The 22,538-nt window shown below is 40.1% G+C and carries 22 protein-coding genes and 1 riboswitch; of the genes, 10 read left to right on the top strand and 12 right to left on the bottom strand.

Annotated elements, in window-relative coordinates; genetic code table 11:
• Positions 1-323 precede the first annotated feature (323 nt).
• From ACI48O_RS15610 to ACI48O_RS15650, 9 genes are all read left to right on the top strand, one after another.
• Positions 324-881, top strand: coding sequence for a cytochrome c3 family protein (locus ACI48O_RS15610; protein WP_435562760.1), 558 nt, complete (start codon positions 324-326; stop codon positions 879-881).
• A 127-nt stretch (positions 882-1,008) separates the two neighbouring features.
• Complete coding sequence (locus ACI48O_RS15615) at positions 1,009-2,577, top strand: FAD-dependent oxidoreductase (protein WP_435562761.1); 1,569 nt, start codon at positions 1,009-1,011, stop codon at positions 2,575-2,577.
• Between the two features lie 121 nt (positions 2,578-2,698).
• On the top strand, positions 2,699-3,073 hold the full coding sequence (locus ACI48O_RS15620) for a NusG domain II-containing protein (protein ID WP_435562762.1): 375 nt from the start codon (positions 2,699-2,701) through the stop codon (positions 3,071-3,073).
• A 29-nt stretch (positions 3,074-3,102) separates the two neighbouring features.
• Positions 3,103-3,681, top strand: a complete 579-nt coding sequence (locus ACI48O_RS15625; protein ID WP_435562763.1) for a Gx transporter family protein — start codon at positions 3,103-3,105, stop codon at positions 3,679-3,681.
• Positions 3,644-4,441: an energy-coupling factor transporter transmembrane component T family protein gene (locus ACI48O_RS15630; RefSeq protein ID WP_435562764.1), complete on the top strand. Its 798-nt coding sequence runs from the start codon at positions 3,644-3,646 to the stop codon at positions 4,439-4,441. Before ACI48O_RS15625 ends, ACI48O_RS15630 begins: the two co-directional genes overlap by 38 nt.
• 771 nt (positions 4,442-5,212) lie before the next feature.
• Positions 5,213-5,590 carry a hypothetical protein gene (locus ACI48O_RS15635; protein ID WP_435562765.1) on the top strand — a complete coding sequence of 126 codons (378 nt, stop codon included), beginning with the start codon at positions 5,213-5,215 and terminating at the stop codon, positions 5,588-5,590.
• Complete coding sequence (locus tag ACI48O_RS15640) at positions 5,574-6,113, top strand: hypothetical protein (RefSeq protein WP_435562766.1); 540 nt, start codon at positions 5,574-5,576, stop codon at positions 6,111-6,113. The genes ACI48O_RS15635 and ACI48O_RS15640 overlap by 17 nt, the downstream gene beginning before the upstream one ends.
• A 380-nt stretch (positions 6,114-6,493) precedes the next feature.
• Positions 6,494-6,581, top strand: a riboswitch (cyclic di-GMP riboswitch).
• A gap of 37 nt (positions 6,582-6,618) precedes the next feature.
• The gene (locus ACI48O_RS15645) at positions 6,619-6,762 is read left to right on the top strand and encodes a hypothetical protein (protein WP_435562767.1); all 144 of its coding nucleotides are present in this window, start codon (positions 6,619-6,621) and stop codon (positions 6,760-6,762) included.
• A gap of 247 nt (positions 6,763-7,009) precedes the next feature.
• A complete protein-coding gene (locus tag ACI48O_RS15650) occupies positions 7,010-9,040 on the top strand; it encodes a penicillin-binding transpeptidase domain-containing protein (protein ID WP_435562768.1) in 2,031 nt (676 codons plus the stop codon).
• Positions 9,041-9,101: 61 nt separating this feature from the next.
• On the opposite strand, the gene ACI48O_RS15655 is transcribed toward ACI48O_RS15650, so the two are convergent.
• Positions 9,102-9,698: a hypothetical protein gene (locus ACI48O_RS15655; protein ID WP_435562769.1), complete on the bottom strand. Its 597-nt coding sequence runs from the start codon at positions 9,696-9,698 to the stop codon at positions 9,102-9,104.
• 259 nt (positions 9,699-9,957) lie between these two features.
• Between ACI48O_RS15655 and ACI48O_RS15660 the strand changes: the two genes are divergently transcribed.
• Positions 9,958-10,299 carry a hypothetical protein gene (locus ACI48O_RS15660; RefSeq protein ID WP_435562770.1) on the top strand — a complete coding sequence of 114 codons (342 nt, stop codon included), beginning with the start codon at positions 9,958-9,960 and terminating at the stop codon, positions 10,297-10,299.
• A gap of 98 nt (positions 10,300-10,397) precedes the next feature.
• Here the strand turns inward: ACI48O_RS15660 and ACI48O_RS15665 are convergent, their stop codons facing one another.
• The 11 genes from ACI48O_RS15665 to dcuS form a co-directional block, all read right to left on the bottom strand.
• Positions 10,398-10,760, bottom strand: a complete 363-nt coding sequence (locus ACI48O_RS15665) for a hypothetical protein (protein WP_435562771.1) — start codon at positions 10,758-10,760, stop codon at positions 10,398-10,400.
• Between the two features lie 311 nt (positions 10,761-11,071).
• On the bottom strand, positions 11,072-11,812 hold the full coding sequence (locus ACI48O_RS15670; protein ID WP_435562772.1) for a sulfite exporter TauE/SafE family protein: 741 nt from the start codon (positions 11,810-11,812) through the stop codon (positions 11,072-11,074).
• Between the two features lie 655 nt (positions 11,813-12,467).
• Positions 12,468-12,824 (bottom strand): molecular chaperone GrpE, encoded by a 357-nt coding sequence (locus ACI48O_RS15675; protein ID WP_435562773.1) that lies wholly within the window; start codon positions 12,822-12,824, stop codon positions 12,468-12,470.
• A 149-nt stretch (positions 12,825-12,973) separates the two neighbouring features.
• Positions 12,974-13,864 (bottom strand): CoB--CoM heterodisulfide reductase iron-sulfur subunit B family protein, encoded by an 891-nt coding sequence (locus tag ACI48O_RS15680; RefSeq protein WP_435562774.1) that lies wholly within the window; start codon positions 13,862-13,864, stop codon positions 12,974-12,976.
• Positions 13,861-14,820, bottom strand: coding sequence for a succinate dehydrogenase/fumarate reductase iron-sulfur subunit (locus ACI48O_RS15685; RefSeq protein ID WP_435562775.1), 960 nt, complete (start codon positions 14,818-14,820; stop codon positions 13,861-13,863). The genes ACI48O_RS15680 and ACI48O_RS15685 overlap by 4 nt, the downstream gene beginning before the upstream one ends.
• Positions 14,820-16,529 (bottom strand): FAD-binding protein, encoded by a 1,710-nt coding sequence (locus ACI48O_RS15690; protein WP_435562776.1) that lies wholly within the window; start codon positions 16,527-16,529, stop codon positions 14,820-14,822. The genes ACI48O_RS15685 and ACI48O_RS15690 overlap by 1 nt, the downstream gene beginning before the upstream one ends.
• Positions 16,530-16,553: 24 nt before the next feature.
• Positions 16,554-17,114 carry a Fe-S-containing hydro-lyase gene (locus tag ACI48O_RS15695; protein WP_435562777.1) on the bottom strand — a complete coding sequence of 187 codons (561 nt, stop codon included), beginning with the start codon at positions 17,112-17,114 and terminating at the stop codon, positions 16,554-16,556.
• A gap of 12 nt (positions 17,115-17,126) precedes the next feature.
• Positions 17,127-17,972, bottom strand: a complete 846-nt coding sequence (locus ACI48O_RS15700) for a fumarate hydratase (RefSeq protein ID WP_435562778.1) — start codon at positions 17,970-17,972, stop codon at positions 17,127-17,129.
• Positions 17,973-18,210: 238 nt separating this feature from the next.
• Positions 18,211-19,641 carry an anion permease gene (locus ACI48O_RS15705; RefSeq protein ID WP_435562797.1) on the bottom strand — a complete coding sequence of 477 codons (1,431 nt, stop codon included), beginning with the start codon at positions 19,639-19,641 and terminating at the stop codon, positions 18,211-18,213.
• Between the two features lie 491 nt (positions 19,642-20,132).
• On the bottom strand, positions 20,133-20,861 hold the full coding sequence (locus ACI48O_RS15710; protein ID WP_435562798.1) for a response regulator: 729 nt from the start codon (positions 20,859-20,861) through the stop codon (positions 20,133-20,135).
• Positions 20,862-20,867: 6 nt separating this feature from the next.
• Positions 20,868-22,466, bottom strand: coding sequence for a DcuS/MalK family sensor histidine kinase (gene dcuS, locus ACI48O_RS15715; protein WP_435562779.1), 1,599 nt, complete (start codon positions 22,464-22,466; stop codon positions 20,868-20,870).
• Positions 22,467-22,538 lie beyond the last annotated feature (72 nt).

The raw sequence follows: 22,538 nt of genomic DNA on the forward strand, positions 1-22,538 counted from the left end.
ATAGAATGATTTCAGCAGAAGAGTACAGAGATGACCATGGAGGTGAAAAACAAAAAAACAGGCAATAGCTATTGCAGTAGCTATCGCCATCCGGAATGATATTTGTCTGGGAACGTAAAGAACCGTAATGACAAAACAGCTCAATCGACCCAGATTTAAGAAATGTGTAAGCAGTATAGATACCTAAAAACTATAAAGAAAAGTCGGATTTTCTCTATAGAGGATACTGCTATGTTAGATCTAATGGTTAAAAAAACCTTCCTAGATTATATCATCTCCTTCTGAAATTATAAAGCAGTGTCAAATTCAATTAGGGGGATATAATGGCAACTGAACAAATAACGAAAGGAAAAAAAACCAAAAAAAGGTTTTTTAAAAATCTTTCAAAGAAACAAGTAATCTTTATTCTACTATTTGCACTTTCCTTTTTTGGACTCGGAGGAATGGCACTCGTTAAGGCCAGCGATCACCCAGCATTTTGCAGTACCTTCTGCCACAATATGGAGCCAATGTATAACTCCTACAAACATAGTAATTTGTTAGCGAATGCGCACGCCAAGGCAGATGTTGTCTGCCATGATTGCCACAAGGATTCACTAACCGCTAAGGCCCAAGAAGGAATTAAGTATGTTAAGGGAGATTACGAGACACCGATGAAAACGAGAAAGTTTTCAAAGGAAATGTGCCTTAAATGCCATGACTATGACAAAGTCATCGCCAAAACCAATTTCGAGGAATCAAACCCTCATAAATCACATAATGGGCAGCTCGAATGTAACAAATGCCATAAATTGCATGAACCATCAACCGTATATTGTTCCGAGTGTCATGAGTTTGAATGGATGGATAAACTACCTGCTGCCTTTAATTCAGAAGAATAAAGGCATAATGGAGCAACACACTGATAAGAGCCGATTTATGGTGTCTTTTTTTGCAGTGGTTTAATTCCTAATATGTTCGTGAACTATATTGTATCTTTGGAATTCATTATGAAAAAGGAGTAGTCATATGAATAAAATATTTTCCGGCAACAAAACTCTCAAAGTCATTACAATGATGTTTTTAATGATAACAATGCTATTACAAGGATGTTCTGATTCTAGTTCTAGTTCTACTAAGAGTGAAAAATCTAGTGGCGAAGCTAATGGGAAAACAATGAGTACAGATGTTGTAGTAGTTGGTTCTGGATCTACTGGGGTCTCAGCTGCTGTACAAGCAAAACAACTCGGCCTAAACGTAATTATGATTGAAAAAAATCCCGGCTTAGGTGGAACGAGTGCTGTAACTGAAGGATATGGTGGTATCAATACTGAATTACAAACGCAACAAGGAATCCATTACGATGTTAAGGATGTTCTATTACAAGCGGAGGGTTATCATCACTGGTTTGCTGATGCCAATCTTTTAAAGAAATTTTACGAAAACTCTGGAGAAACCTTCAGTTGGTTACAATCGTTAGGTGTAAAATTTTCTGGATTAAGAAATTTGGGAGCAAACAAACTCAATACTTGGCATCTTTATGATGGGGGAGGAAAAGCATTAACAGAAACCCTTGCGGAAAATGCTAAAAAAATGGGTGTTGAGATTCTAACCGATACTAGTGGTAAAGAACTGATTATGAAAGACGGAAAAGTGGCTGGTATTAAGGCAACACATAGTGACGGAAGTAGCCTAACAATCAAAGCCCCCGTAGTAATTTTAGCGACAGGTGGATATTCCGACAACCCTGAAATGCTTGAGAAGTATGCAAAAGTTAATGCCGACAATGTTATCGATGCAGGGATTCCTGGAAGAACCGGAGACGGAATCAATATGGCTTTAAAAGTAGGGGCATCAGATAAAAACCTAAAAGGTGGTCTAATGGCCTTCGGTGCAATGATGAAAGGTGCTCCTTATGGAGGAACGCTTCACAATGCTATTGGCAGACAGCCATTGTTGCGTATTAACCAAGATGGTATGCGCTTCACAGATGAGTCCTTGCTAGCACGTGACTGGGGTGCTTATGGTGCAGCTCATAGATTACAAGGAACAGTCTATCAAATTGCCTCTAAAGCTAATTTAGATAACTTTGTTCAGAACAAATTCCCAAGAGATATGACACCTGAGGGTAAAATACCTACCTTCTTCGAAGATTTAGATAAGTATATGAAAAAGGAAAAAACTCACGTTGTTATTGCAGATACGATCGAAGAATTAGCAAGTAAGCTCAATATGAATGAAGAGCAATTAAAGGCAACAGTTGATCAATATAATGCAGACTGTCAGGCAGGCGTTGATTCACAGTTCGGAAAAGACCCGAAATTTTTAATTGCGCCTGGGGAAAATGGTCCTTATTATGCCTTTAAATTAGATTTAGGCTATTACGCTACAACAGATGGACTAGCAATTACAACTGATGCACAAGTATTAGATATGAAAGGCAAAGTCATTCCTGGACTTTATGCTGGTGGCGGTGACGCTGGCGGTCTTAACGGAGAATCATACGATGTTAGTTTAGTTCCAGGCTCTCAGCAAGGTTGGGCCGTGAACTCTGGCCGTTTTGCTGCTAAACATGCAGCAGTTTATTTAAAAAAATAGCAATAATTAAAGCAGTAGCACTTTGAACAAAAAATAATCGATAAATTGGCAAGGGATACTCTATTCCTTGCCGATTTATCATAAATAATCGATTACTGTGAAAAGGGGAGTAATTCCTATAATGAAAGCATTGCCCAAATTTAAACGTGGTGATTTTATCTTAGTGCTGTTAGTTGGAATCATCGTTTCCATCTCACTGTTTTGGATGAATTCCCACAGTGAAGCCCAACAAAACAGCCTGGTTGCAGATATAACACGCGATGGAAAAGTAATTCAAAAGATTGACCTAAATAAGGTTACCAAACCTCAAACCATTTTGCTGAATAATAATGGCTATAAATTAACTGTATTAGCAGAAAAGGGGAAAATCCGAGTCTTTGATGCAGACTGTCCGGATAAAATTTGTAAAAACTTTGGATGGCTGACGAAACCTGGTGATAATGCGATCTGTGTGCCTTCAAGAATCATCGTCATGATCGAAGGCGTAGAAAAATAATACACTTCTAGTTAAGTAGGTAACTTTAAATGAACAAAAATAGAAAATTTGCCGTCATCATTATTTTAGTAACCAATGCCATTTTGATCTCTTTTCTTGAAGCATTCATTCCCATCCCCGTCCCTGTCCCCGGAGTAAAGCTGGGCCTTGGTAATATTATTACGATGATTGGGATTGCCTTCCTTGGACTGAATGATGTCATTTTTATTGTCGTCGTGCGCTGTTTAGTCGTAGCCATTTTAACAAGAGGCGTAACGATGCTGGCCTTTAGTTTAAGCGGCGGTATTTTAAGTGCCTTAGTTATGTGGTTCCTGTATAAAAAACTAAGGAAATTTTTTAGTATCAAAGGGATTAGTATGGCCGGAGCCATTGTTCATAGTACGGCCCAAATTGTGGTTGCATCAATGATCTTAGGTCAAGCCGTCGTTATGTTCTATCTTCCAATTTTATTAATTTCCTCTGTCATCACCGGATTCATCACTGGAAAAATCGGAGAATTAGCCATTTTTGAAGTTAAACAAAAAGATATATTCAGCGAAGGAAAAATAAGCGGAAAGGAAGCTATCGGTTATGGCAAACGATGTGACTTTGAACAATCTATCCATTAAAAAAAACGTAAGGGTCTCAGAACTTGATGGGCTCATCAAACTTACTCAGGCTGGAATGATTACGGCCATACCGTTTCTTTTTTTTAAACCTATGAGTCTTGTCCTTCTAACCGTGTACTTATTAATTATAACCTTCATTTTAAGAATGAACAGACGTACCATAGCTATGAGCGCTTTTTCTTATTGTATTGTCTTTTTGTTCCCTTATCTTTTTGGATTACTAATAAATTCTCTATTGTATTTCTTATCGGGAAATGATGTATTCGCACTTCAACAAAGCCCCTATGAAATTTTTCTAAGACTATTTAGATTATTTATTATTTGGTATGTTAGCATTCTTTATTTTCACACTACTGATACGAAAACAGTGATCGGAATGTTTGATAAACTCTTATCTCCACTGAAGTTGATTGGAGTTCCCGTAGCAGACTACTTAAAAGTAATCATGTGTATTGTTTTAGAGCTTACTGAGATGGGATCAGAAGTAAAAAAGAGTTTAGCAGAAAGTATGCGTTCCGTAATGGGTGAATCAAGACGGAAATTTAGAGTTAATATCAATGGAGTTTCCCAAATTATCGTTTCCTTAATCGTGAATTCCTTTGACAAACTGGATAGAATCGAAAGTTTCATAGAAAAAGCCGAGCCGGATGATTTATACCATTACCGTTTTAAACTATCCGTAAGTGATGGGGTTTCAATATTTAGCTTTTTCTTGTTAATATATTTGGTTTTAATGGTGGAGCAAGGGCATTGGTTGTAGGGCGGGGCCGTTGAACAAGCTTCTTTGTAATGGAGATTAGAATAATGTTAAAAATCAGTACTGTTGTGTTGGAAATCAGCTAATTGTCTAGTAGTTATGTTAGAAGTTTTCCTTTTTATTAGAAAAAATTCATATGTCAGCTACTTTTTCTTTATTTTTTTGAAAAAAACAACTTTTTTTATGCTAATTGGGCGATTTTTTTAAAAAAAATGTATGGTTCTTAAGAAAACATCTATTTATTTGAGAGTTTCCTACTTTTTTCAAAAAATATTTGCTCGTTTGAAGGTCCTTATGCCCGTTCAAATGTGGAAATGGGACATTTCAAAAATTATATGGTACAACTTTTAAAATATATCGGACAACTTTTCAAATTTATGGTACAACTTTTTAAATTTATCGGACAACCCTGAAAATATATAGGACAAGTTCTCAAGATATGGGACAAGTCCTATAACATATGCTCCATTTCCACAACATATGGTCATTCTTCAAAATTCAAACCCCTCAAACGATATGACCCCCTCCTCCCTCCAAAATAAACACCAACAAAAAATTGCCAATTACCGGAAAAAACCACCCTTGTACTCTGTTAAATCAAAATCCCCCAGCCCCCTCCGTTAAGCGAATTGCAAACACTTTCGCAGATTTTTCGACAAAACCCAATTCATACAAAACAACTAATCTAGAACTTTTGTCGTATTTTGTTGTTTTGGTTATCGATGTATAATAGGGAAATGTAAAAAACGATTTAAGTAAAGGATGATTAAAAGGATGGAATGGACTATAGCCGTTTTATTGGGCGTAGGTGTCGTGCTGCTTATTTTGTCTTATATGAAAACGAAGAAAACTTCCAAAGAGCTGGAGCAACAAATAGATCATCTTACCTTTTCTTTTATGGATGAAGTAAACAAAATGAAGGAGCAAATTCGCAATCTTGAGCTGGATGCAGAAATAGCCGCGCAAGAAGCCGGAAATGCTGATGAAAAACTATTTAAGCGTGAGATACTCGACATGCATCGTCGTGGGTATTCCATGGAAAGCATTGCAAACAAAATGGAACAAACGACGGATGAAATCGAGCGATTGCTGACTCCTTATATGAAAGACAAACAGGAAAGGGGCTCAGTCACCGATGGAAGTGAAAGCTAATACGATGCGGAGTTTTGCTGGAGGAATTATCCTCGCAACAAGTATACTAGGCGTAGTTTACTTCTCAGGTCCTAATGAAGCGCAAGGCCAAAAGGATGCACCAGACCAAAAGGAAGTAAAAACCGTAGAAAAACTATCAACCGCTGAAATGAAGAGCCAATTAACCGCTGAAGGGTATGTTATTCATAAAAAGGCAGAGTGGGACAAGCAGGTTGCTGCTGTGAAAACAGCTGAAAAGAAGCTGAAAGAAGCAAATAAAAAAATAGAAGAAAACAATAGCCAACCTCAAACTGAAGTACCCGCTGAAAAGGTTGAATACCGGATGATATTATCTGTATCTGAAGGTATGACAGGTAGTGATGTGGGCCAAGCGCTTGTTCAAGGGAAAATTATCGGGAATGCACTGGAGTTCTCAAATCTTGTAGAATCAAAAGGCTTAGCAAACGCCCTGCGTCCTGGCGTTTATGAAATCAAAAGCGGAATGACAATGGACGAGATTATCTCGACTATTTTTAAACAATAAAGAATGCAGCTGGGACCTGATCCCGGCTGTTTTTTTGATATCCGGGCAATTCAGGGTGCAATTCCAATCTCGCTCCCCCCTCTTTTAATGCTTATCTGTAAAAATAAGAAAATATCAAGAAAAAACGATAGTTTATCTGTAAAAAAGCAAATATATCAAGAAAAATCCACAATATATCTGTAAAAAAATCAATATATCAATAATTTGACTAAAATTGGAAATAAGCAACCTACATAGCAGTGCCACTTTCTCCGGTTTCATTTTAAAATGTTTTGGGAAAATAGTAATAATATAGTGTGTAAACACATAAAATTCAATTAAATCAACTAAAATTATCTTCCTTTTTTGTAAAATTTTATTTAATATTAAATTAAAACTATCGTACGAAAGGGCAAAACCACTGAAAAGTGGTGACGCAAAACTATAGGGGCTAAAGTCTGTCATAGACCATGCTTGCCAGTTCCCGAATACAGGTAACCTCCGTACGAGCCATTAGGAGGAAAAAATGAATAGAAAAAACATGAGAAAAAATGCACCGAGAGCGAAAATGGGGTATTTGACTGCCAAAGAACGCAAAATTGTTGAATGGTACGAAAGTAAACGATTGGAAGCTAAACAAGGAAAGCTAGATTTAAAGGTTGGAAGCTAACCGCCTTTTAAAAAATACAAAGAAAAAGGAACCAAGTCGCTTGGTTCCTTTTTCATTTCCGGTTATTTATCTGGCCCTACTCCTCCACTTTCTTCCAGGGACAAAACAGTCGAGTGTCTCAAAACAAATTGACCTAATCCGTAACTTGACAAAAATCGCCATTAATTATCCCTTATTGCAGTTTTCAGGACCAACCATATTCCAGATTATGTTAAAATGATAGATAAGTGGGAAAGGGGATGCTATTGTGAAAAAAATATATCTAGGATTAATAAGCTTTATTGTTCTGGTTTTGCTCACAAGCTGCAGCAAAGAAGCAAGCCCGGAAAATCAATTCTCAAAATATATAAAGCTATGGAACGGACAAAAATTTTCCGAAATGTATGATTATCTATCAACTGATACAAAAAAGACAATTACGGAAGAAGAATTTGTAACACGCTATAAAAAAATATACGGTGATTTGGAAATTTCCAACTTGGATGTCCAGTTTTTCAAACCGGACGAAGAGACAAAGACAAAAGAAGACACAATCAAGCTGCCTTTTTCCGTAAAAATGAATACTGTTGCAGGTCCGATTGAATTCGACCAGACCGCCAAGCTTGTCAAAGAGAAGCGAAAGGATCAAGAAAATTGGTATATCGCCTGGAATACAGGTTACATATTTCCTGAATTAAAAGCGGACGATAAAATCAGCTTCGCCACAACGCCTGCTGAGCGCGGGGAGATCCTTGATCGGAATGGCGATCCTATGGCTATAAACGGCACCGCCTTTCAAATTGGAGTTATTCCAGAAAAGATGGGACCGCAGCCAGATGCAGTAATCAGCCAGCTGGCTGAACTGCTGCAACTTACACCTGAACGCATCCAAAATGCCCTAAATGCCAAGTGGGTAAAACCGAACTTCTTCGTTCCGGTGGCAACCATTTCTGCCGAAGAAACAGACCTGCTGGCCAAGCTGTATCAAATACCAGGTGTGGACAAACAGAATACCAAAGCAAGAATCTATCCTTTTAAAGAATCTGCCGCCCATCTCATCGGCTATACCGGCCCGATTACCCAAGAAGAGCTCGAAAAACTGGCTTCAGAGGGCTACTCTGCCTCCGATGTGATTGGAAAAAGAGGACTTGAGCAGGTCTTAGATAAAAGCTTAAAAGGTAAGAACGGGGTTAAGATTTTTATAAAAAAAGCGGATGGCAAAGAAGTATTGCTTGCAGAAGAGCCTGTTCAGAATGGGGAAAATATAACGTTAACCATTGACACCACTCTGCAGCAGCAAATTTTCATGCAGTTGGCAGGAGAAGCGGGTGCATCAGCCGCGATTGACCCGACGACTGGTGAAACATTAGCATTGGTAAGCAGCCCGAGCTTCGACCCGAATCAAATGGCGATCGGCATGTCCCAGGCGGAACTGGATGCGCTCCAAACTAATCCGCAAAAGCCGCTTCTAAATCGATTTAAAAGCACATATGCACCCGGCTCTGTCCTCAAACCGATAACAGCTGCGATTGGCCTAACGGCGGGAACGCTAACTCCGGATACGACCATCAACGTCAATGGGCTGACTTGGAAAAAAGATCAATCTTGGGGCAATTATGTAGTAACGAGGGTTAAGGACCCGAACGCTCCTGTAAATTTGGAAAAAGCTCTTTTATACTCTGATAATATTTATTTCGCCCAAGCTGCACTTTCACTAGGTAAAGATAAATTTTCCGAAGGATTAAAGCAATTCGGGTTTGAAGAAGAAATTCCATACTTATATCCGTTGGAATCCTCGGTATTTGGTAAGTTGGACAGCGACATTGAGCTGGCGGATTCTGGCTATGGGCAGGGCAAGATCGAGGTCAACGTTCTTCATCTGGCTACTAGTTACACTCCGTTTCTAAATAACGGAAATATCATCATGCCGATTTTGACCTCAAAGGATAAGCAAAGCCAGGTTTGGAAAAAAGAGGTCCTTAGTGGAGCAAATGCAAAAATCATTTCGGACGATCTTTTGAATGTGGTTGAAAATCCTCAAGGCACTGCTCATTCAGGAAAAATTAACGGGATGGCAATTGCCGGAAAGACGGGAACAGCTGAATTAAAGTTAAAGCAGGATGAAAAAGGTGCCGAACTCGGTTGGTTTGTAGCCTATAAAACCGACGATCCGCATTTATTGATTACTATGATGGTTGAAAATGTTCAAGAACGAGGCGGCTCGAAAATCCCTGTTGAAAAAGTAAAAAATGTATTAAGCCAATTTGGGCAGGCAGGTTCAGTGGATGCAGCCCAATAAAAAATGTAAAATGATGATCGAAAAAAAGGGACTTCATTCGGATTAATGAAGCCCCTATTTTCTATTCCTGTTCATTTCCACCATAAATAATTTGGCCATCAGCATTATAAACAGTTACATCAACTGGTAATTTCACTTTATCCTTCTGGAAAGTAGCATACCAAACCCACAAGTTATCGCGAACGAAAAACTTGTTTGGCTGTATATTCCCTTCACTATTAATAACGATCGTCTTTGCTTCGTCTTCAGCAAATCCGTATATAATGGAGAAATCTTTTTGAGCGCTATTTTTGGCGCGCCACTCTATCGGTCCTCTCTCCTCTTTTTCCTCCCTAAACTCCTGGAAATTCATTTCTGGATAAATAAACTTTTTAAAGTCAGTAAACTCTTTATTGGTAAGCACAGGAATGATTCCTGAACTACTCTCGGCAAAGACTAAATTTGAATTAGCATCAAACAATAGAATTTTTTTGCAATCACCAAATTGGGTTGATACTTTTTCACAGACCCTTTCTTCCAAGGATGTAGTAGGGGGACCAGAAATTGCGGGTTTCGTAGGACTAGTAGGGCTAGTAGGATTTGTAGGACGGAACGCCAAAAAATAAATTAGCACAATGCTTACTAAACAGAGTGCGGCTATTAATAATTTTTTACTCATCTCAATTACCCCCAATTATTATTCAGGCAATTAAATTATAAACCAAACATTGTTATTTTCCGGAAAAAATATGGATTATTCTTAAATTCTTGTGACAGAAATGAAATAACTTGTCCAATGGTTAAGATTAAGAATTCTCCTATCAAAACGAGCCCTTTAATGAAATAGGCTGTTATATACGGTTGTTTTGCCTAGTCCGTGAAAGTAAGGGCACATATCATACTATTATTGACAGATCATAAAAAAGGAGTTCGATGAGTTGATGTATGGTTATGATGATTTAATTAATGTTGATGCAACATACAATCATGAGCGGCAGTTAGGAGGCCGGGGTTCGGATTTTGATCAACTTGTAGGGCAATACATCTATACCCGCATAAGAGGGTTGGGGGCTCACATCGAAGGGCTAGGAAAAAAATCAGTCATTGCATATGTTAATAATTGTAGCCAAGGGCAATTAGAATTAACTGTTTTTCCTGGAATAAGATCCGCACCGCAAACGATCTTGATTAAGGCCCGCAAATTATCCACTGTAACACCTTTAGGTAGTAACCCACCACTTGAATTAAGCGGTATTCCTAGCGCAGGCGATAGATTTTAGTTTTTTTGAAGGAAAGGTTTATATGTAAAAAAAGTGAGGATGGGTGTCTAAAGGGCATCCATCCTCGTTAATCTCAAATTAAAGTCGTCCTCTAATCCTTAAGGCGATATGCCAATAATCGGAGTAAATACTTCGATACGAACTCCTGGCGGGACTGGGGGGTTCCCGAGCCAAATTTGTGCACGGATTTCCTCTGCACCCAACTCGGTGTCAAGTGTGCCGCTGTCTACTACGATGGTCTTTGTCCGCCGAACACTGCTTCGGCGTGGCGTAAAGTTCTGATGATCTTTGTACGGTGTAAGTGCTTCATGATCAGAAGTATCCCACTCCCAGATCCTTACAGCATCCTGAAATCTAACGCCTATCTCGTGTGGCGCGAATCTTGCTGTATAGTTAATCGTAAATTTCCAATTGACATTATTTAGTTTCTGGGCGGTAATCGTTGGGTTCTGAATTTCCATTGTTACCTCCTTTGAAATATAGTGTCGATCCGAGGATAGTTGTTGGTACAAACAAGAGCAAGCTGAATGAACAAATCTTTTGGCTTATCCTCGTCACCCTCTTGCTAAACTCTTCACCCTATTTATAAGTTTTAAGCACGGGTTTTATGTCAATTTAAATGGAAAAAATAGTTATTTTTTTACAGACAAAGAAGATTAATAACCGTCCCTCAAGATAGCTCCGGGCTATGAAGGACTACAAAAAAAGGGCCTTTAAAGGACCCATTCTCATTAAAAATATCGATAAATTCATAAGGGCTTCCTACATTCCCCTACAAAAAATTACTCAACAATACCATCGCGCTTACAATTGGCGTTGCAACAATTCCATACCGTAAAAAAACTTGCGGCAGACGCTTCGTTAACTTCGCCCCGATATACGAACCCGCCATCGTACTTAACGCTACCTGCAAAAATAGTTCCATGTCAAAATATCCATTTTGAAAAGAACCAATCGATGCAAAAAGGGCGATCGGCAAAATCACCAGCATCGTCGTTCCAGCCGCAATCCTCATCGGAAAATGAAGCCATTTAAGCAGCGATAATTGAATGAACGGTGCCGCGCCGATTCCAAATGTCCCTGAAATCAGGCCATTTCCCAGACCAACCGCTGCATATCGCATGAAGCCTGGTTCTTTCCTTTGTGGTTCACTTTCAGCGACCAGCCTTGTTTTCGCCCAAATGAGGATCCCTGAAAGAGCAAGCGCAGAAACCGTGAAAAGCATCAACACATTCGGATTGATCAGCGGTGTTAAGCGCATCCCGAAGTAAGCCCCAACTCCACCAAACGCACCAACCATTAACCCTTGCTTTACATACATATTTCCTTCACGAAAGTGGCTTAAGCTTCCAGTCAGGACCGTAAAAAACATAACCGGCACCGCCGTACCGATGGCCGCATGAATCGGAACGTTAAACACAGTAACAAGAAGAGCAATGATAAAGCCAGCTCCTCCAGCTCCAATAAAACCTAACAATAATCCCAGCATCAGCATCGTTAAAAATAAGATCATATAAAGTCGATTAACCCCTTTTTCACATGGCTTCAGAGAATTCCTCAGTTCCACTTTTTCTGAGATAACAAAATCTACTATTATTAATCTACTTATTGTACAACCTTTTTCTACTTTTCGAAATAAAAAAGGATGGTGCGATGCTGTACCGTTCTCTTTTGAAGCGGCACCGGCATAGGAAAAGCAGCGAAAAAAGCAGTGCGATTCTCATACGGAATCACACTGCTTTCAGCAAAGTTAGTATTTGTGTTCTTTAAACTACGATGCCGGTTGCCGGCGGGGTTTACACACTAATCATTTTTTATGCGGACACCAGGTACGCTATTTTAACAAAAAGTGATGTTTTGATAGGCTAAGCGGACACAGAATCCCTTATTCATGAAAAAAGGGGCATTATTCCTTTGTTTTTGTTTAAATAAGGTACCTCATGTCCGCTTAAAGTTGAAAAGAGGGGAAAATACCAGAAATAAGGTCCCTCATGTCCGCCAAACTAACCCGACCTATCCGACCTACCCAACCCACACGAAGTTCCCGCATTAATCAAACGTTTGATTAACTTCTAAGCGCCGTGTTGGGGAAACTTTAATCAAACGTTTGATTAACTTCAAAAGCTCAGAAATTTGGGCCACCCACCCATCCACGCTCAAAAGGTTCCTCACCGCGCTAATAAAACAGCACCAGTTTTGTACTTCTTATAGACACCCGTGTTAATCGAGATTTTAACCAGTTCATTGATATCGGTTTTCCAGGAGTTGTGGTGGTTTTCCGGGTCTAGTCTGGCGACTCCGTCTTTTACTTTAATCCACAACCCAGTGTCTTCATCCTGGAAATAGCCGCTAATCGAAGTAGATACCGGGTGAAAGGCTTGATTACCGGAATGAATCGTCCCGTAATAAATATGGCTGTCGCCGTATTGGTCATGAATCCAATCATCCGTAATATTTAAAAGCCACAGCTTTCCACTGCCAATCTTTCCTACTAACTTAGCCTTCTTCTCAAAAGTATAATTCATGAAGAAAATCCCCTTCATTTAAAACATTTGGGAACAGGGGGACGGTTCTTGTGCATCAAAAGGAATCAGGAGAACCGTCCCCCTGTTCCAAAAGAAGCACAAGAACCGTCCCCCCGAACCACACCAGGCCCCGAACCCGAACCCAACTCTTAAACTGTCACTAAAGTTTGCTTCAATGCTGGGATTGCGTCTACTACGTGGCGTTGGATTGCTAGTTCTTCTGGTGAAAATCCTAGAGCAAGACCAATTAACTGTGGTAAGTGAAGAATCGGCATTGTGATATCTTCAGTAAATTTCTTTTGTGCTTCCGGCTGATAAGCATCTAACTGCAATTGGCATAGTGGACATGGAGTCACAATGCAATCTGCTCCAGCGTATTTTGGTGACAAGCAGTTCTTACCAGTTAAATCCATTACTTCTCTTTCAGCTGGATACACGGAATGGAAACCGCAGCAAGCTAATCGTTGATCAAAATCAACACTCTCGGCGCCTAATACTTCAGCAACCATTTCCATTGATTGTGGGTTCATGTGATTTTCAAAGCCCATTACATCAGGCGGCATAACAATATGGCAGCCGTAGAAATTCGCTACTTTTAATCCAGTTAGCGGTCTAACAACTTTTGCGCGTAAATTTTCTAAACCATATTCTTCAATTAAAGCCCAAAGTAAGTGAGTTACTTCAGTTGTACCATTGTATTGAAGACCAGCTCTACCCAGGCCTTCATTAACTTGTGTACGAAGCTTTTCGTTTTTATCCATTTTAAGCTTTGCTGTGCGAAGCATTAATGTACATGTATTACAAACCGTTAACATCTTAATTGCGCCCATTTCTTCAGCAAGAGCGATGTTTCTGGCGTTAATAGAAGTCGCTAATAAATTATCAACGTCTTGAATGTGGCTTGCACCACAGCAAGTCCAGCCATTAATTTCGATTAATTCGATTCCTAATGCGGACGCAACTTTTTTTGTAGAAATCATGAGCTCTTCAGCTGCTGACTCTAATGTACATCCTGGGAAAAAGGCGTATCTTAATCTCATGATTTTCTAACCTCCTCAGCATACTTATAAATTTCACGAATTCCTTTAATACCTTCAACAGCCTTCGGCATATGAAGCGGGTTAATTTTACCCTTTGAAATCATTCGCAACGCAAACGGTACACGTTTACTTACCGTGCTCACAACACCTTCCGTTTTAATCGGAAGCATCACTTCATTTAGGCGTCCTTTGCTTCGTACATCATCATGGAAAGCAAATGCATGTCGGGCACCTAGGTTTTTCGTTTCACCCATCTTGATCGATTCCGCACGTAAATAAGCAATTTGCTCTGTCAACGGAATACCTTTTGGACATTTCGTTACACACTGCATACAGTGAAGGCATTTCCACAGCTCATTTTCATAAACCGGACGAATATGCTCTTCAGGAGAACCGTCCCTAGAATCAACAGCAAAACGATAGGCACGGTTTAAAATGAACGGGTCCAAGTATGTTCCATCGTTAATAGCAAGCTGATTACATTCAGAAGCACAGACACCGCACAAAATACAATCAGTTGGAGCAGCGATTTCATGATAATCATCTTCTGCCTGGATGAAACCAGCTTCCTTTGTGCCATCAGCAGAAGGGATTAACCAAGGCTTCACCTGCTCCATTTTATCCATCTTCGGTTCCCAAGCAATTGCAAGGTCACGGATGACATCGAAGTTTTTCAAAGGTTCAAACGTTAAGTAGTTCGTATTAAATGTTTCCAAAACCTCATCCAATGAAGTTTTACATGCAAGAAACGCATTGTCATTTACGCGAACGGCACAGCTTCCGCAAATAGCATGACGACAGGCAGATGTAAAAGTTAACGTAGGATCTAGCGTTTCGCGAACAGTTGTTAATGCCCAAAGGATTGTTTTCCCTTTTTCATAAGGAATTTCATAATCCTGAAACCATTCCTGCTCACCGTCAAATCGTTTAATCTTAAAGTATAGTGTTGTATACATTAGTACTTTCGCTCCTCCGGTTGATATTTCGTAATTTTTACCGGGATATAATCTAACCGATAGTTGTCGCCTTCCTTATAAATCAGCGTATGCTTAAGGAATTCGGCATCATTTCGCGTCGGATAGTCCGCTCTTGAGTGTGAGCCCCTGCTCTCTTTACGGTTAAGCGCCCCCATCGTTACAGCCTTCGCGAGCTTTAAGATATTACCAATTTCAACATAGTTCAAAAATGCCATATTGTATTTAATTGCAGAATCTCCGCAATAAGCGTCTTTGTATTCTTCTAAAAGCTCTTCAACAGTTTTCAAAGCTTCTGCCATTTCTGTTTCAGTCCGGAAAATCCCAACATTGTACCACATCGTTTCCGCTAAGCGATCGCGGATGCTAAACATGTTGATTCCGGTCTTTTTGTGACGAATTGTTTCAAATTCGTCTTTCCATTTTAATGCCTCTGCCTCTAACTTCTTTGTACCTGCAAAAGAACGTCTCTTAGCCGTTTCTTTCGCGCCAAGGCCTGCATATTTACCAAACAATACAACATCGGCAACGGAGTTTCCGCCAAGACGATTTGCACCGTGGATTGATACGCTTGAACATTCGCCGGCAGCGTGAATGCCTTCAATCGGCGTGCTGCACGTTTTATAATCGCTAACATGGATTCCACCCATCATATAATGACAGCTTGGGCGAATCGGTACTGGTTCTTTTATCAAATCAACGCCTTCAAATTCCATCGCTAATTCACGAACTTGAGGCAGACGTTCCATAATCTTTTTCTCGCCTAAATGACGGAGGTCCATTAGAACGTAAGAAGTCATTCCTTCGCCAAATCCACGACCCTCTTTAATTTCTGTTTCAATCGAACGGGAAACGAGGTCACGCGGGCCAAGCTCCATTTTGTCCGGAGCATAGCGAGCCATAAAGCGTTCGCCATCTTTATTCAGCAAGTATCCGCCTTCGCCGCGGCATGCTTCTGATAAAAGCACCCCAGTTGACGCCAGGCCAGTTGGATGGAATTGAACAAACTCAGGATCCTTTAATGGAATACCTGCTTCGAAGCATGCTGCCGTTCCATCACCTGTCATGTTGATGGCATTGGTTGTTCTGCTCCAATAAATTCGGCCAAATCCTCCAGTTGCAATAACAACTGCTTTTGCTTGGATCGCTTGAATTTCTCCAGTGCGCATTTCCATTGCTACAACACCTTCAAGCTTACCGTCCTCAACTGCTACAGATAGAAGGTGCCAGTCATCCAAGAAAGATACTCGATTCTTTAAGCACTGCTCATATAATGCGTGCAGAATAACGTGGCCTGTTTTATCGGCTGAATAACATGTTCTTGGGCTTGATGCGCCACCAAATGGACGTTGCGCAACACGGCCGTTTTCATCACGGGAAAAAGGAACACCGTAGTAATCTAATTCAGAAATCACCTTAGGCATATTGCTTGTGAAAAATTCAACTGCATCCTGGTCCGCTAAAAAGTCGCTTCCTTTAACCGTGTCACGGAAATGGCTTTCGGTTGAATCGTTTGCATCACGATAAGCCATCGCTGCGTTGATTCCGCCCTGTGCAGCTCCCGTATGGGAACGAGTTGGGAAAATCTTTGAAATACACGCTACATTTAAACTTTTATCTTCACTGGCAGAAAGTGCCGCCATCATTCCGGCACCGCCCGCTCCTACTACTAAAACATCAAACTTAAGCATTTCAATTTGCACCTCGATTTCTTGTTAGTCTTCGATTCTGTATTTCTTAACCCCTATTTCATATAGGTCGTTGCCTTCACAATCGACTGCGACAATACAAGGATAATTTTCAATTTCCATACGACGAATTGCTTCTGGTCCTAATTCCGGATACGCGACAATATCAACTTTTTTAATCGAATCTGCAATCAATGCTGCTGCTCCTCCAATTGCTGCGAAGTATACTGCACCATTTTTCTTCATTGATTCAATTACTTCTTTACTGCGAGGGCCTTTTCCGATCATCCCTCTTAAACCTTGCTCCAGCATTGTTGGCGAATAAGCATCCATACGGCCGCTTGTAGTCGGTCCACAGGAACCGATTGCTTTTCCCGGCTTCGCTGGTGATGGTCCTGCATAATAAATAACTTGATCCGTTACATCGATTGCCATCGGCTGACCACTCTTCAATTCATCAACCATATTTTTATGGGCTGCGTCTCGCGCTGAATAAATGACACCTGTAATCGAGACTTGATCACCGGCCTTCAAATCTTTTACCTGATCATAAGTTAATGGTGTGGTAAGTTGTTTAATTGTTGTCATTTTGTTCACCCCTTATAAAATAGCTTCCGTATGACGTGCTGCATGGCAGTTCAATGTGACACAAACAGGCAGCATCGCAATATGGGTAGGATATGTTTCAATATGAACAGCCAAAGCGGTTACTTTTCCGCCAAAGCCTTGCGGACCAATTCCTAATTTATTGATGCGCTCAAGCAGTTCTTTTTCCACTTCTGCATAAGCAGGGTTTGGATTTGGTGAACCAGCTTCACGAGCTAATGCTTTTTTCGCAAGCAATGTACATTTATCCATCGTTCCGCCGATTCCAACACCGACGATAACTGGAGGACAAGGGTTTCCACCCGCTTGAGTAATCGAGTTTACGATGAAATCTTTAACGCCTTCAATACCTTCTGCCGGCTTGCACATTTTCACGGCACCCATGTTTTCACTTCCAGCCCCTTTAGGCAGGACTTGAATTTTCAATTGATCACCAGGCACGATTTCCATATGAATAACAGCCGGTGTATTGTCACCTGTATTTTTTCGGTCTAAAACAGGATCCGAAACAACAGATTTCCGTAAATATCCCTCTTCATACCCTTGGCGAACACCTTCATTGATGGCATCTGTAAAGTCGCCATCCACTATCCGAACGTCTTGGCCTACTTCTGCTAAAATAACCGTCATTCCAGTGTCCTGACACATTGGCGCATGTTCCGCGCGTGCTAGTTTTACATTTTTTAAGATTTTCTCTAAGCTGTATTTACCAAACTCGGATTCTTCTGTTTCTAACCCTGCTGCAATCAGCTTTTCAACATCCTCAGGAAGGTCACAAGCCGCTTTCATACAAAGATTTTTTACCGTTTCTGTAATTAACTTCGCCGAGATTTCTCTCATTATTTAACTCCTCCTACCGATAGCAATCTTTTTTTTCTGGATATGGGGCAGTGCTCAACTCACCCCGCATTTATTTGTTTAACAACCATAGGTTGGAATAGACTATTTTAAGATTAAAAATACTGCCGACTCGGAATATTACTTAAGGGTCTTGGGGGGGGATCCACTGTCGGCAGTATTGAAAATTAATCCTATGTTTTTTTATAAAAACAAAGGGTTTTCACGATTTATGTTTTTTTTACCAAAGTCCTAGAACTTTCCACCAAACGCCACCAACGCCAATCCAAACGATGATGTGAATGATTGAAATAATAAATCCTAGTGACCACCATTTATTTTGTGTGACATATCCGCTTCCGAAGAATACCGGAGCAGGTCCACAACCATAATGCGTCGTACAAGCAAAGAGATTACTGAAAAATGCTAGAATTAATGCAGATACTAACGGCGGTGCTCCTGCAGCCACAATAACCGTTAAGAATGCTGCGTACATTGCACTTACGTGTGCGGTATTGCTGGCAAAGAAATAATGTGAATAGAAGTAAACAACTGAAAGGATGATTAACGCCAACATCCAATCCATTCCACTTACAGCGCCCTTCATCGTTTCACTGAACCAAGGAATCATTCCTAATTCGTTTAAGAAGGTAGCCATCATAACTAATACTGCAAACCATACTAATGTGTCCCATGCGCCTTCTTCTTTTTTAATATCAGCCCATGATAATACTTGAGTTAATAACAAAACTCCTAAACCGATGAAAGCTGTTGTTGTTGCAGTAATACCTAAGCTAGTTCCGAAAATCCACAGACCTAAGATAAGAACAAATACGCCAATCATATACCATTCTTGCTTTTTAAGTGGACCCATTTCTTTTAACTTTTTCGCAGCCATTGCTGGTGCTTCTGGGGTCTCTTTTACTTCTGGTGGATATAATTTATAAATGACAAGTGGGATTAGAATTAAACTGATAAGTCCAGGTACGATTGCGGCTGTTGCCCAGCCCATCCACGAAATGCTTTCTCCTGTTAAATCTGCAGTAATTTGGGCAGCTAAAGGATTAGCAGCCATTGCTGTTAAGAACATAGCAGAGGTAATCATGTCACCTTGGAAAGCTACTTTTGTTAAAAATGCACCAACTTTTCGTTCCGTACCATCGCCAACGCGTGAACCAAATGTTTCAGACAAAGATCGAATAATTGGCAAAAGAATTCCGCCGGCACGAGCCGTATTCGATGGCATTGCAGGTGATAAAATCAAGTCACTAACAAGCAAAGAATAAGATAATCCAAGTGTTTTCTTACCAAACATTTTGACGAACATGTAAGCTACACGTGAACCTAAACCTGTTTTAATAAAACCTCTAGAGATAAAGAACGCGATAACAATTAACCAAATCGTAGTGTTTTGAAATCCGCTAAGCGCTTGATCAATCGTTAAAGTTTGTGTGATGACCGTTGCCGTTAAAGCAAGGATTGCTACGCTTCCCATTGGAAGTGGTTTGCTAACTAACCCGACAATTGTTGCGACGAAAATAGCGAATAAGTGCCATGCTTGCGGTTCTAAGCCTGCTGGTGGTGTGATCATCCAAAGTGCTACACCAACGGCAATTGTAATAAGTAACGGGATTAGTTTCACTTCACTTGGTACCTTTATGCTTGTACCCATTGAGGAAGTCTTCGGTTGTTTAAGCTTTATAGCTGGAACAGACATGTTTTTCACTCCTTTTTTGATTTTTGTTTTTTCATAGTTGATTGTTTTTGTTTTTTGTTTGTTGCTGTTCACAAATTGTTCACATTTGTGAAGGTGTTCACAAAGTCAGGCTTTTAAATAGCTGCTAATGTTCATTAGAAGCTTCCTGGAAGTTACATCATTTTTTTAAAATCAAGGCGAACTCCTTTGACAAAAATCCCCCCATTTAAAGGAAAAATATTAATCCGAGAAAACTTGTTTCCCGTTACTTGAATAGTACTGAATAAAGGGTTTTCTTAATAGTTTATGAAAATATATAAAGAGTTTTGTAACTTAAGAAAGTAAGGGAGTTTCGGAGGGCAACTCAGGGAATTCCCTGGGGGACGCATGGGGACGGTTCTTCTGCTTCTTTTTGAAGCAGAAGAACCGTCCCCATGCACAAAAAAAAGCAGGAGCCTAAAAGACTCCTACCCGCTAATGTATTTCTCCATTAAATTATGATCAAGATTGGCCATCCGGTGCTTAAAAATTGGTCTGCCGACTGCTCCGTAAACAACCTCAGTTTCGATGATATGAATATCCGCTAAAAAGAAAAGGTATTTTCGCATCGAAACCCGGGAAATCCCCACCTGTTGGGCCATTTCTTCGGTTGAGAAAACTTCGGTCTTGTTCTCCAAAATTTTCTCCCAAATAAGCTTTAAGGTATTTTTCGTTAAACCTTTGGGAAGTTCAACACTGCTTGTGCCGACAGCACTTTGAGGCTGTTCCTTATTCAACAGTAAATTATCGACGTCATTTTGACTCAGCTCTTCTTGTTTTTCGATAAAAGACTGTTCTTGCTTATATGAATTTAATGCTGTTTGGAAGCGTTCAAACTCAAACGGCTTGATTAAATAATCGACCGCACCAAAACGAATGGCTTTTTTAATACTCTCTTTATCATTCGCCGCCGAGATAATAATGACATCGACCCCTTGGCCAAGCCATCTTATTTTTGATAAAAGACTCCAGCCATCCTCGCCAGGCATATAAATATCCAGCAAAATAAGATCCACTTGATCCCGTTCAATAATCGGAAGGGCATCCGCGACCGTAGGAACTGCTGCCACCAACTCAAATCCGTCCATTTTCTCAAGATAACGGGTATTAATTTTTGCTACCATTGGATCGTCTTCAACAATGACTGTACGAATCATCATGAATCACTCCTGTTTTTCAAATGGTATTACGACATTAATCTTTGTCCCCGTTCCTTCTTCAGAAGAAATGGAGATACTGCCATTAAGCTCTTTTATGCTTTTAAGGACTAGGTATAACCCCACTCCTCTGTTTGGACCTTTTGTAGAGAACCCTTTTTCAAAAATACTTTTTTGCAGCTCGGGGCTCATTCCAACACCGGTGTCAGAAACGGTAATGGACACTTCCTCGTCTGAAATGGGGAACATTTCAACCGTAACCTGCTTTTCTTTACACTTATTCAGGGCATCCAATGAATTATCAATCAAGTTCCCAACGATCGTTACAATTTGATTCTCTAAATCGCGATCCTTTGGTACTGGCAAATAACATTCATCCGAAAAGACCAGTTCCGCACCCTTTTCCCTTGCATAGCTTACTTTTCCTAAAAGAAACCCTGCCAGGATCGGATCCTTGAAACGGGTTGTAAAAAAGCCCGCCTCATTTTCACAAGTATCTTTTAAGTCTCTAATATATGAGAGCACGTCCTCATAAAATTCAAGTTGAACGAGCCCAAGAATAACATGAAGCTTATTCATAAATTCATGCGTTTGTGCGCGCAACGCCTCCGCATATAAGCGAACCCCGGTAAGCTGTTCCGCCATACTCTTCATATCTGTTTTATCACGGAAAGTAGCAACGGCACCAACAATTTGTTCATTTACAACAATGGGAACGATATTCCCGACCAAATCTAATCCATTAAAAGAATACTCCTGATCGAGCTCTTTCTGTCCGGTTTCCATAACAGAAGTAATATGAAACTTAGGGATGATGTCTCCCACTTTCTGTCCAACTGGATCCTCATTAATGCCGAGTTTTTCAAATAACCGTTCCGCTTCCTGATTGATCAGCGTAATTTTCGAATCACGATCGACTGCTAATACACCCTCACGAACATTCCGGAGCATCGCACTTCTTTGCTCAAGAAGATTGGCAATTTCCTCAGGCTCCAGCCCAAACATGATGTTTTTTACTTTTTTCGCTAATAAAATAGCCCCAATTAAGCCAATTAAAATGCCAATAATAGCGCTCGTATAGATGATTGAACTGCTTTTTTCAATTTGATTTTGAACATCATCGACTAAAATCCCCACGACCACAGCACCTATTTGTTTGCCTTCATCATTATAAACCGGCGTGAAGTAGCGTAATGATTTTCCTAAGGTCCCTGTTGCGATCGAAATATTTTCTTTCCCTTTATAAACAGGCTTGTCATCCCCGCCAACGAATTTATGTCCGATCATACTCGTAATCGGGTGGGATTTTCTAATTCCATTCATATCTAATACAACAACAAATCGGACATCTGTGATCTTGCGGATTTCCTCGGCGTAAGGCTGGATATATTTTTCATCTTCTTTATTATTAAGGCCATTTTTAACAATGGTTGAAAGAGCAACCGTCCTTGATAGGTCTCGTGCCTTCTCTTCGATATTGTCTAATGTTGTTGCCTCAACATTTTGTTTAATTAATTGGTTCGTTACAAGAAAACAAAACGCGATAACCCCCGTAACTAACAAGGTAATCGTAGTTCGCAAACGAAGCTTCATGATTTTTTTCATAACAATAATTCATCTCCGTTCTAACCTGAAGTCTTCACTGTACTAGACTTACCTTATTGTAAGAGGAAAATA

This window comes from Neobacillus terrisolis (assembly GCF_051233475.1).
Classification (GTDB): Bacteria; Bacillota; Bacilli; order Bacillales; family Cytobacillaceae; genus Bacillus_BU.